The sequence below is a fragment of the Pseudomonas sp. Irchel 3A7 genome (assembly GCF_900187565.1).
Classification (GTDB): domain Bacteria; phylum Pseudomonadota; class Gammaproteobacteria; order Pseudomonadales; family Pseudomonadaceae; genus Aquipseudomonas.
Genome location: NZ_FYED01000006.1, coordinates 68,482 through 80,648 on the forward strand (window position 1 = coordinate 68,482; position 12,167 = coordinate 80,648).

At 62.2% G+C, this 12,167-nt stretch carries 7 protein-coding genes; all 7 read right to left on the reverse strand.

Annotated features, from left to right (window positions below):
* Positions 1-148 precede the first annotated feature (148 nt).
* Positions 149-907 (reverse strand): PIG-L deacetylase family protein, encoded by a 759-nt coding sequence (locus CKW21_RS11690; RefSeq protein ID WP_095194125.1) that lies wholly within the window; start codon positions 905-907, stop codon positions 149-151.
* A gap of 285 nt (positions 908-1,192) precedes the next feature.
* Positions 1,193-3,349, reverse strand: coding sequence for a glycogen debranching protein GlgX (glgX, locus tag CKW21_RS11695; RefSeq protein WP_095194126.1), 2,157 nt, complete (start codon positions 3,347-3,349; stop codon positions 1,193-1,195).
* Between the two features lie 206 nt (positions 3,350-3,555).
* Complete coding sequence (locus tag CKW21_RS11700; RefSeq protein WP_095194127.1) at positions 3,556-3,879, reverse strand: DUF2934 domain-containing protein; 324 nt, start codon at positions 3,877-3,879, stop codon at positions 3,556-3,558.
* Between the two features lie 20 nt (positions 3,880-3,899).
* The gene (locus tag CKW21_RS11705) at positions 3,900-6,674 is read right to left on the reverse strand and encodes a malto-oligosyltrehalose synthase (protein WP_095194128.1); all 2,775 of its coding nucleotides are present in this window, start codon (positions 6,672-6,674) and stop codon (positions 3,900-3,902) included.
* Positions 6,671-8,749 carry a 4-alpha-glucanotransferase gene (malQ, locus tag CKW21_RS11710; protein ID WP_095194129.1) on the reverse strand — a complete coding sequence of 693 codons (2,079 nt, stop codon included), beginning with the start codon at positions 8,747-8,749 and terminating at the stop codon, positions 6,671-6,673. The genes CKW21_RS11705 and malQ overlap by 4 nt, the downstream gene beginning before the upstream one ends.
* Positions 8,746-10,542, reverse strand: coding sequence for a malto-oligosyltrehalose trehalohydrolase (treZ, locus tag CKW21_RS11715; RefSeq protein WP_095194130.1), 1,797 nt, complete (start codon positions 10,540-10,542; stop codon positions 8,746-8,748). Before treZ ends, malQ begins: the two co-directional genes overlap by 4 nt.
* 12 nt (positions 10,543-10,554) lie before the next feature.
* Positions 10,555-12,141: a glycogen synthase GlgA gene (gene glgA / locus CKW21_RS11720; protein ID WP_095194131.1), complete on the reverse strand. Its 1,587-nt coding sequence runs from the start codon at positions 12,139-12,141 to the stop codon at positions 10,555-10,557.
* Positions 12,142-12,167 lie beyond the last annotated feature (26 nt).

Here is a 12,167-nt window from a genome sequence, read left to right on the forward strand (position 1 = left end):
CTCGCTCCCACACTGGTTTTGTGTCGTGCACAAAATCAAATTCAACAAATATCCCCTGTGGGAGCGAGCCTGCTCGCGAAGAGTCCCTCACATCCAACATCGATGGCGAATGACCCAGCGCTTTTGCGAGCAGGCTCGCTCCCACAGTTCAGACGAAGACGATTTCATAAGGTAGCCGCATCCGCTCCAGCAGTATCCGTGGCAACAGCGGGGCGATGCCGATGGCCGGCTCGCCGTCCAGCTGACTGGCGTAGGCATGGGTCGCATGGCTTTTGCGCGCCACGGTCCAGGTGTCCAGGCGTACCTTGCGCGCGCGGTGCCAGGGGATCAGGCCATGATCGCGCGTCGGCCAGTGCCAGGCCCAGACCGGTACTTCATTGAAGTCGGCGCCGGCGATGGCGGCGGCGTTGGCGCTGGCACGGCCGACGGCGTCGTGGTCGCTGTTGCCGTCTTCGGACCAGGTGCTGAACACCACATCGCCGGGCCGCAGGTAGCGGGCGATGAACCGCGTCAATTGCTGTTCATGCTCGGCCAGGGCGTTGTCGGTGAAGCCGCCGCGAATCCACTTCAGGCTGTGCATCGGCAACCCGAGCCGGCGCAAGGCTTCGACGCTTTCCTGGGCGCGGAACACGCTGAGGCGTTTCTCCGACCACTGCTGCGACCCCGGGTGGCTCGCGCTGCCGTCGGTGATTGAAATCAATTGCAGCGGATGGCCCATGCTGCTGAGCAGCTGCAGCAGGCCGCCGCAGGTCACCACTTCATCGCCGGGATGCGGGGCAATCACCACGGCGCGTGCGCCCGGCGGGACCAGGGATTGCGTGTTGATGACCGGGACGTTGTCCAGTTGCGGGGCACTGTTCCAGATCTGTGCCGACTGGCTGTTTTCGAGGAGAGAGAGCGGTTTCATGGCTACGTCCTTGTTCTCGTTGATAGCAATTGGCCGCGTTCCGAACCCTGGAATCGCCGCGAGCAGAGTATTGCTCATGTAGCGCTATTCGTCGCCTCGATGTTCCAGACGGTACGTTTTTCTGTCCGGATTGTTTCGAGTCTTCCCTATTCCTGTGGCGAGCGAGCTTGCTCGCGTTGGGCTGCGCAGCGACCCCAAAAATCTGACAACCATTGCGATTTTTGTGAGTGCTACGCACTCAAACGGGAGCGAGCTCCCTCGCCACAGGTTTTAACTCAACTCAGCTCACTCCTCTTCCTCATGCTGCAATTCGAACAGCAGTAACGAACGGCCCGTGACCGAGTATTCGTGGCCGAACTCGAAGCGCTCCTGACCGCGGATCGACGGTTGATTGGTGTCGATCATGCAGGTCCAGAAACCGCCGTCGGGCACTTCCGGCAGCAGGAAGTTGACGATGTCGTGGTAGGCATTGACCACCAGCAACAGCGTGGCGTCGGCACCCTTGCGGCGGATGCCGGTTTCCTGGGCGCGACCGTCGAGCAGCATCCCCAGGCAGCGATTGTGCGCATCGTGCCAATGCTCGGTGGTCATCTCGCTGCCGTCCGCGGCCAGCCAGGTGACGTCCTTGACGCCGATGTCCTCGTTGTAATTGCCCACCAGGAAGCGCCCGCGGCGCAGGATCGGGTAGGCCAGGCGCAACTTGATCAGGCGTTTGACGAACTTGAGCAGGGCCTTGCCATCTTCGCTGAGGTCCCAGTTGACCCAGCCGATCTCGCTGTCCTGGCAATAGGCATTGTTGTTGCCATCCTGGGTGCGGGCGAATTCATCGCCGGCCACCAGCATCGGCGTGCCCTGGGCCAGCAACAGGGTGGCGAAGAAGTTGCGCATCTGCCGCAGGCGCAACTCGTTGATTTCCGGGTCGTCGGTAGGACCTTCGATGCCGTGGTTCCAAGACAGGTTGTTATTGCTGCCGTCCTGGTTGTTTTCGTCGTTGGCTTCGTTGTGCTTATCGTTGTACGACACCAGGTCGTTGAGGGTGAAGCCGTCATGGGCGGTGATGAAGTTCACCGAGGAATAGGGGCGTCGGCCGCGCTGATTGAACATCTCGCCCGAAGCGGTCATGCGGCTGGCAAAGTCCGCCAGTTGCCCGTCGTCGCCTTTCCAGAAGGCGCGCACGGTGTCGCGAAACTTGTCGTTCCATTCCACCCAGCCGGGCGGAAACTTGCCGACTTGATAGCCACCGGGGCCGCAGTCCCAGGGCTCGGCGATCAGCTTGACCTGACGCAGCACCGGGTCCTGGCGGCAGGCCACAAGGAAACTGTGGCGCTCGTCGAAGCCATCGTGATAACGCCCCAGGATGGTCGCCAGATCGAAACGGAATCCGTCCACGTGCATTTCCGAGGCCCAATAGCGCAGGGAGTCGGTGACCATTTGCAGCACGCAGGGGTGGCTCAGGTCCAAAGTATTGCCGGTGCCGGAATCGTTGATATAGAAGCGCTTGTCATCGGGCATCAGGCGATAGTAGGAGGCGTTGTCGATGCCGCGCATGGACAGGGTCGGGCCTTGTTCATTGCCCTCGGCGGTGTGGTTGTAGACCACGTCGAGGATCACTTCCAGGTTGGCTTCGTGCAGGTGCGCGACCATTTCCTTGAACTCGGCAATCTTGCCGCTGGCCAGGTAGCGCGGGTCGGGGGCGAAAAAGGCGATGCTGTTGTAGCCCCAGTAATTGGTCATGCCTTTGTGCAGCAGGTGCTGGTCATTGACGAAGGCATGGATCGGCAGCAACTCCACGGTGGACACGCCGAGCTTGCGGATGTGTTCGAGCACGTCGTCGACCATCAATCCGGCGAAAGTGCCGCGCACGTTCTCGGGGACGGAAGGGTGACGCATGCTGATGCCGCGCACGTGGGTCTCATAAATGATCGTCTTGTCCCACGGCACGCTGACCCGGTGGTCGTGGCCCCAGGTGTGTGCCGGGTCGATGACTTTGCATTTGGGCACGAAGGGCGCACTGTCGCGTTCGTCGAAACTGAGGTCGGCGTCGGGGTGGCCGATGGTGTAGCCGAACAAGGCCTCGGACCATTTCAGCTTGCCCACCAGTTGTTTGGCGTAGGGATCGATCAGCAGCTTATTGGGATTGAAGCGATGACCGTTGGCCGGGTCGTACGGGCCGTACACGCGGTAGCCGTAGATCAGCCCCGGATGGGCATCGGGCAAGTAGCCGTGGTAGATCTCGTCGGTGTATTCCGGCAGTTCGATGCGTTCAAGCTCCACTTCCCCGGCATCGTCGAAAATGCACAGTTCGACACGGGTGGCATTGGCGGAAAACAGGGCGAAATTGACCCCAAGACCGTCCCAGGTCGCACCCAATGGAAAGGGCAGGCCTTCTCGGATGCGCGATGGCTCTTGAGGTGTCGGCGTGTCTTTCTTTGGACGGGTCATAAGTGCTCCTGCAAAGGGGATACAACGGCGCAGTCAAAATGTGGGAGCGAGCCTGCTCGCGAAAGCGTCGTGTTAGTCGACACCAATGTTGGCTGTGACTCCGTCTTCGCGAGCAGGCTCGCTCCCACAGGGGGTATATGCCCGACGAGCGCCTGCGTGGTGGCGAGAAGACTCGCCACAAGGTCATTCAGGACCAACGCGACGGGTCAGACCGCAGGCGGTTTACGCGCGGCGCGAGGCTTTTTTTCCGCGGCTTTCTCGCCCGGTGGAATCACCTTGGAGGCAGCGGCAGGTTTGGCCTTGGCTTTGGTTTTTGGCTCAGCCTTGCCATTGAGCGATTTGCCGGCAGCAGGCTTACTGGCCGCCGTTTTGCTTCCCGCGGCCTTGGGTGATTTTTTCGGCGCCAGGGCTTCGGCTTCGGCCAGTTTGCGCGCCATCTCCCAATGCCGGGCTTCCTGGCCCTCGGGTTTACCTTCCGACTCCCAGATCTGATAGGCAAACTCGCGGATGCGTTTATCGTCGGTACTCATCGCAATGCTCCTGATTCAACTCAAGTGTGGGTAGTTTGAATAATGAGATTGACCGGGAAGTCCCCCAGCGCGGCGCTGATCGTCAGCTCCCTGTGTTTTGTGACTGCGACGCTTGAAAAAAGTCCCTTGAGATTTTCCCCGGCGGTAGCAAGCGGCAAATGGACCCGTGTATCGCCCCAATGCAGCGCGCTCACCTGCGGTTCGGCACTGTTTTCCAGCAGCGATGCGCAGCGGATCGGCACGATCACGATGGCCCGTTTACCCGCCTGTTCTCGAACAAATCCGAGTACGCGATGCGCCTGGCTGCCGAGTACTTCGAGGGGGTGGTAAGTGCCCCGTCGAAACAGTTCCGGATGCTCGGCGCGCAGGCTCAATGTGTGCGCAATCAAGGTCTGCTTGATGCGCCCGTCACGCCAGTTCGCCAGCAGATCAGCAAGCTCCACCGATTGCTGCAAGGCCTGTTGGCGGCTGGGGTAATCCACCGGCCGGCGGTTGTCCGGATCGACCAGGGAAAAGTCCCAGAAGTCATTGCCCTGATAGAGGTCCGGCACCCCTGGCACGGTCATGCGCAGCAAGGTTTGCGCCAAACCGTTGAGTGCGCCGGGGACGGCGATGGCTTGCGCGGCTTTGCCCAGGGCCGAGCGCAGCAGCTCGCCTTCCGGTGTCAGCAGCAGGCCCCGGACAAACGCCTGGGTCGCTTGTTCGTAGGGGTCGTTTGGCGCGCTCCAGCTACTTTGCAACTTGGCTTCGCGCAGGGCTTTGCGTTGCCACTGCCAAAGTCGCTTGGCGTAGTCCTCCAGCGCGGGCTGATCATCGCTGCGCAAATCCAGCGGCCAGCTGCCGAGGATCGCTTGATACAGGATCAACTCGTCGGCCGGAGATGGCGATTGATCATCAAAGCGCAGGGGCCGGGCGAGGGCACGCCACAGGCCGATCTGGTCGGCGTACCAGCTGCTGCGTTCGCTCAATACCGCCAGGCGCGCGCGGGTGTCTTCGCCACGTTTGTGATCGTGGGTGGCGGTGGCCAGAAGGTTGTCCGGGAACTCGGCCAGGCGTTGGGCGCACGCGGTGTGAAAGTCGGCGATCGGTGCACTGAACTGTTCGGTGCTGAATCCGACGTCATTACGCGACAGCAGCACGGCCGAGCGATAGAACGCGGTGTCTTCCACCGCTTTGGCCGCCGCCGGTGAAGTCAGCTGCTGAAAGCGCACGCAGGCATGCTTGAGCCGCTTGCGCACCCGTCCTGCGGGGCGTTTGCGCCAGGGCTCGCCACCCAGCCAGCCGGCCAGGCAGTCGAGCACCGGCCAATCCGCCTCGCTGAGGGTTTGCCGCGCACCGTCCATGGCGTGCTGGAAAAAAGCTTCGTCCTGGATCGAACGGCCGAGGGGGCTGATGTAGGTGCGGTACACCGGAAAATGCACGATCAGCGCCTGCAACGCGCGACGGATCGCGCCAAGGGTCAGGTCGCGGGTCATCAGGTCTTCCCGGGCCACTTGGAGCAGGGCCTGGGCGACGCTTTCAAAATCCCCGGCCAAAGAACCGTTGAGGATCTGCTGGCGCGCCAATTGCGCTTCCTGGCTGAAATCGGCCGGACGCTCGCTGTAGCGCTGCCAGAGTTCACCCAGGGTTTTTTCGCCCTCGGGAGCGTGTTGCAGCAGCGACAACTGGTTCATGAATTCGTAGCCGGTGGTGCCGTCCACCGACCAGTCGCGGTGCAGGGTTTCACCTTCGCCGAGGATCTTCTCGACATAGATCGGCAGGTGCCGGCCCGGTGCCAGGCGGTCGACGCGCCGTCGCAATTTGCGGCAGTAACCCCGAGGGTCGGCGAGGCCGTCGATGTGGTCGATGCGCAGGCCATCGATCAGGCCGTGTGCCACCAACTGGAAGATCTTCGCGTGGGTTGCCTCGAACACCGCCGGGCGTTCCACCCGCAGCCCACCCAGTTCGTTGATATCGAAAAAACGCCGCCAGTTGATGTCGTCCGCGGCGGTGCGCCAACTGGCGAGACGATAGCTCTGGCGTTCCAGCAGACTGTGCAGGTTTTGCAAGCCTTCAGGGGTCAGTGAGTCGTAACTTTTCAGATTGTGTTCGATGGCCTGGCGTATTTGCGGATCGCTGGCCAGTTCGCGCAGTTCGTCTTTCAGGGGCATCGCCAGGCTGTGCGCATCCGTCTGATAGCTCAGCGTGCTGAAACGGTCGGCCAGTGACTTGAGTGGTTCGGCATCGGTCTTGAGCAGTTCGCCGTAATGGCTGGGGCAGATCGGGAAGTGATGGTCGTAATGCTCGACGTGAAAGGCGCCGCGCAGCGCATCGAAACGCAGGGGTAAGGTGCCATCCTGCAGTGCGATGCCGTAGTCGCTGCCCAGAAATGGCAACAGCAGTTGGCCTTCCATCAACGGGTCGGGTGAATGCCACTGTATGTCGAAGAATTCGCCATAGGGGCTCAGTCGCCCCCATTCGAGCAGGTCCAGCCACCAGGGGTTGTCGCTGCCGCCGACGGCCATGTGGTTGGAAACGATATCGAGGACCAGCCCCATGTTCTGGCTGCGCAATGCACTGACCAGGCGGTGCAACGCCGCTTCGCCACCCAATTCCGGGTTGACCGTGGTCGGATCGACCACGTCGTAGCCATGCATGGAGCCGGCACGGGCACTCAGCAGCGGCGAGGCATACACGTGACTGATGCCGAGGCGGGCGAAGTACGGCACCAGTGGAACCGCATCATCGAGGGTAAAACCTTTATGGAACTGCAGGCGCAGGGTGGCTCGCAGCGGTTGCATTGGCTTTTCGGTCATTGGTCACGCTCGGCCGCCTGAAGCCTTGCGCAAGCAAGCAGTTCCAGGCGTCGGGCCGCGTCGGGTTCATCGAGCAGGGTTTCGCTATATCCCGGCAAGCGTCGCGACCAATTGGGGTGGGTATCGATGGTCCCGGGCAGGTTGGCCTGTTGTTCGATACCCAGGGCATCTTCCAGCGGCAGCAACACCAGCGGCGCGCGGGTATGGCCAAGGAAACGCACGCTGGCGTCAAGCACCTGGTCGGTCTCATGGGATTCTTCGCGGAAGTTCTGCGGGTCCTGGCTCAATGTGCGGCGCAGGCCTTCGCGTTCCCGTTCACGGTGGTGGCGCCACTCGATTTCAGTGTTGGCGTCGATCAGGCCCAAGCGGGCATTCCAGTCGATATCACGGCCATGCCACCAGCCATTGAGGGTCGGCAAATCATGGGTGCTGGTGGTCGCCAGGGCGTTGTCCGGCCAGTCGAGGATCGGCTTGAAGTGGGTGTTGTCCTGTTCGAACAACAACACCCGCATGCCGAGCATCGAACGGGCGATGAGTTTTTCCCGCAGGCCGTCCGGCACGGTGCCGAGGTCTTCACCGAGAACGATGGCCTGGTGGCGATGGGACTCGAGGGTCAGCAGGCGCAGCAGGTCGTCCACCGGGTAATAGAGGTAAGCGCCATCGGCGGGCGGTGCACCATTGGGGATCACCCACAAGCGTTGCAGTCCCATGACGTGATCGATGCGCAGGCCACCGGCGTGTGCAAAATTGGCGCGCAGCATTTCGATGAAGGCGCGAAAACCGTTGCGCACCAGGCCTTCGGGGGAAAATGCGGAAATCCCCCAGCCCTGGCCGCTGCGGTTGAGAATGTCCGGTGGCGCGCCGACGGTGAGGGACGCGAGCAGTTCGTCCTGACGGCTCCAGGCCTGACTACCGCCGCCGTCGGCACCGACGGCCAGGTCGGCAATCAGGCCGATGCTCATGCCGCCGCTGCGTGCAGCGGCTTGCGCGCGTTCCAGGCAACGGCTGATCAGCCACTGGCAGAACGCGAAGAAGCCGATGCGTCCGGCATTTTCTTCGGCGAATTCGGCCAGGGCCATACTGCGCGGGTTACGCCATTGTTCGGGCCAGTGCCGCCAGTCGAGGTCTTCGCCCTTGGCGGCGCGCGCCTCTTGAATGGCTTCGAACCGGCAGTGGTTTTCCAGGGCTTCGCCTCCGGCGTGGCGGAAGCTGCTGAAGTCGGCGTGCAACGGGTGTTCACCCTGGACGAAGCCGTCATACAGCGCTTCCAATAGCCGATGCTTGGCTTCGGCGGCGGCCGGCCAGTCGATCAGCGGCAGGTTTTCCAGATGCCGCAATTCGTCAGCCAGGCCGGTGGCGTCGATGGCGGCGCGTAATGCACGTTCGCCAAGGATTGCGCCGGGCGCGCAGTACAGGCTGTTGAGGAACAAGCGACTGGACGGCGAATAGGGGCTGTAGCGTTGGCCGTCGCTGGCGAACATGGCGTGCAGCGGACTGATCGCCAGCGCTTCGGCACCACGTTCACCCGCGACCCTGGCCAGGTCTTCCAGGGCCTGGGTATCGCCGAACCCGCCATCGCCGGCGCGGCGCAAAGCGTACAGCTGCGCGCTCAGGCCCCAGGCGCGAGGCGTCGGGTTCTCAACGGCATCGCCCACGCTGTAGCAGCGCTCAGGCGCCACGGCCAGGGTGAAGGTTTGCCCTTCGATGCTGACCTGCTGGTAACCGACCGGAATCAACCCGGGCAGCGTCGCCTCGGCGTCCAGTTTGAGGGTGAGTACCGAACCGTCTTCGAGGTGAATCTCGCACGGCGTTTGCGGTTCGAAGTAATGCGCCAGGCTGAGCCCGACACCGACGTCGGCGGTGAGCAACGGCGGCAGGTGACGGGTCTGTTGCACCTCTTGCAATTCGAGCAGGCTGGCGTCGATTTCCTGTGCGCTGCCGGCCGGGTGGCCGAGCCCGGTCAGGACATTGCGCAACACCGAAGGGGCGACTTTTTGCGGGCGACCATTGGCGTCGATCCAGTCCACTGCCAGACCGGCATGGCCCGCCAGTATTTCAAGCTGCGCATCGCTCATTGAGGCTCTCCATCCGGGGGTAGCAAAGGGGCTGCGGCCTTGAGGGTGACTAGCGCGCAATACGGGGCAAGCGTGCCCTGGTCCAACAGGCCGAAGGCGTTTGGAGGATGCTCGAACAACAGCACCGCATCGGCCTGTGGGGTGTGGACCACCGGCGTGTTGCCGAGGTTCAGGTCAATGCGCAACAGACTGCCGTCACCCAGCAACCAGCGTGCCGAGACCGCGCCGTCGGCCAGCCTTTCGGCACCCAATGCCTGGGCGCCCGGCAGGCGCGGGATGATCTGCTGATGGCGAATCTGCAAGAGCCGGCGATACAGATCGTGAATGGCCGAAGCGCCGCCGGCGCTCAGCGAAGGCCGGGACGCTTCGAAGGTTTCTGGTGCGTTTGGATCGGGAATCTGTTCGCGTTTGTGTGGATCGGCAAATGCACTGAATGCGGCAAACTCGTTGCGCCGTCCTTCACGCACCAGCCGGGCCAGCTCGCCATGGTGGCTGGTGAAAAACAGGAACGGCTGCTCGGCGGCAAACTCGTCGCCCATGAACAGCAGCGGAATCATCGGCGACAGCAGTAACAGCGCGGTGGCGGCTTTCAAGGCATCGGGATGGGCCAATTGATGCAGGCGCTCACCAAAGGCGCGGTTGCCGATCTGGTCGTGGTTCTGCAAAAACAGAATGAAGGCGCTGGGCGGCAAGTGCCCGCTGGGTTCTCCACGGGGTTTGCCATGGCGATTGATATGACCTTGAAATACGAAACCCTGGCTCAGGCAGCGGGCCAGTTGTTCGGTGGGGTTATGCGCATAGTCGGCGTAGTAGGCGTCGGTTTCACCGGTCAACAGTACGTGCAGGGCGTTATGGCCATCGTCATTCCACTGAGCGTCGTAACCTTGCTCCAGCAGGCTGGCCTGATTGTGTTCGTTTTCCAGCATCAGCCAGACGTGACGCGGCGGGTCGACCTGCTGGCGTACCCGTTGCGCCAGTTCCTGAAGAAAGTCCGGGTCTTCGATGGCATGCACGGCATCCAGGCGCAAGCCGTCAAAGCGATACTCCAGCAACCACATCAAGGCGTTGTCGATGAAGAAGTCGCGCACCTCGCGTCGGCGGAAGTCGATGGCCGCTCCCCAAGGTGTGTGTTTGTCTTCATTGAAGAAGCCTTTGGCGTAGCGGTGCAGGTAGTTGCCGTCCGGGCCGAAGTGGTTGTAGACCACGTCGAGAATCACCGCCAGGCCGTGTCCATGGGCGGTGTCGATGAGATGCTTGAGTTGTTCGGGCGAGCCGTAGGATGCCTGGGGCGCGTAGGGCAGGACCCCGTCGTAGCCCCAGTTGCGTTCGCCGGGAAATTGCGCCACGGGCATCAGTTCGATCGCGGTGATCCCCAGTTCAACCAGGCGCGCCAGATGCTGCTCGACGGCCTGGAAGCCGCCGAGCGCACCGACGTGCAACTCGTATATCACCGCCTCGTTCCACGGACGGCCCTGCCAGGTGCTGTGTTGCCAACAGTAGGCATGGGGATCGACCACCACGCTGCGCTGGTCGATATCCCCGCCCTGGGCGCGGGAGGCCGGGTCCGGCACCTCCAGTTCGCCGTCGATGCTATAGCGGTAACCCGTGCCTGCCGGGCAGCGGGTGTTGATCACGAACCAGCCGTCAGCCTGAGGCAGCAACGGCAAGGACTGTCCATTTTCCAGTTCGACACTGACGTAGAACGCATCTGGCGCCCACAACGCGAATTGCGTGTGTTCAGCGTCCAGCATGATTGCGCCGTGGGGCCAGGTCTCAAGGGTCCGTAACGGCATCTTGAAAGCCTCTTACTGTTTGTTCGATTTCCCCAGGGCTTTAGCCACAAGCTGTTCGTAGAGTTCGGCGTAGGGTTCGACCGCCTGGCACCAGTTGAAAGGCTGGGTCATGGCCCGGCAGCGCATGGCGTTCAGCAGGTCGGGGAAGGCAAACACATGGAACGCTCGGCTCAGGGCCTCCTGATAACTCTCCACCGTGGATTCGTCGAACAGGAAACCGGTCACGCCGTTCTCGATGGTGTCGGCCAGGCCGCCGGTATTGCGCGCCACCGGCAACGAGCCGAAACGCTGGGCATACATCTGGCTCAGGCCGCAGGGTTCATAGCGCGAAGGCATCAACAGGAAGTCGCTGCCGGCAAACATGCGGCGGGCATCGGTTTCGTTGAACCCGATGCGTACGCCGATCTGCCCGGGAAAGCGCAGGGCCAGTTCGCGCATGGCTTGTTCTTCTTCTGGCTCGCCACGACCGATGATCGCGATCTGCCCGCCGGATTTGACGATGTATTCGGAAACCGCTTCGGTCAGATCCAGGCCTTTTTGGTAGACCAGGCGCGACACCACGGCAAACAGCGGGCCTTCGGAGTCGTCGAGGCCGAACAGCTGACGCACATGGGCGGCATTGACCGCCTTGCCTTCCCAGTCGCCGATGCCGAAGGGACGGAACAGGTGCGTATCGGTGGCGGCGTCCCAGCTTTCATCGATGCCGTTGGGAATGCCGCTGAGCAGGCCTTGCTGGGTCTTGGCGGCAAGAAATCCGTCGAGACCGCAGCCGAACGCCGGGGTGGTGATCTCCTGGGCGTAGGTGGCGCTGACCGTGGTGATATGGCTGGAATAGGCCATGCCGGCCTTGAGGAACGACATCTTGCCGTAGAACTCCATGCCTTCCTGTTGCAGCGCGTGATGGGGGATGCCCAGTTCAGGGCACGAACCCAGGCTGGTCACACCTTGATAAGCCAGGTTATGGATGGTGAACAAAGTTGGTGTGCGCTGCCCGCGCCAGTGCATGTAGGCGGGCGCCAGACCGGCGGGCCAGTCATGGGCGTGCACCAGGTCCGGGCACCAGTGAATTTGTGCGAGGTTGGCGGCGATATCGGCTGCGGCCAGGCCCAGGCGGGCGAAGCGAATGTGGTTATCCGGCCAGTCGCGGCCATTGTTGGCGCCGTAGGGAGAACCTTCGCGCTCGTAGAGTTCAGGGCAGATCAACACGTAAATGACCAGGCCATCGGGCATGTCCATGCGCCCGATCTTGCAGGGTGGCAGCGCGGCATGCCCGCCCAGTTCACCAATGATGTGAATCGGGTTTTCGCTGTGCAGCACCTGCGGGTAACCGGGAATCAGCACCCGCACGTCGTGCAGATGGGTCATGGCCCGTGGGAGGGCGGCGGAAACGTCACCCAGTCCCCCGGTTTTCACCAGGTCGGCAATCTCCGATGTGACGAACAACACTTTTTTCCGATTGGGATTCTGTTTGGCCACCGGGCTCAGCGTCCTGGTGCCGGTAACGTTGATCGACTGGGCAGCGGGAGCACTTACGGCGCTCGATTCGCCGACATGCTGATGAGCACGTTCTCCCTGAACATCTAAAACCGCACTGATCATATGAATCTCCCGTGTTGTTGATCTAA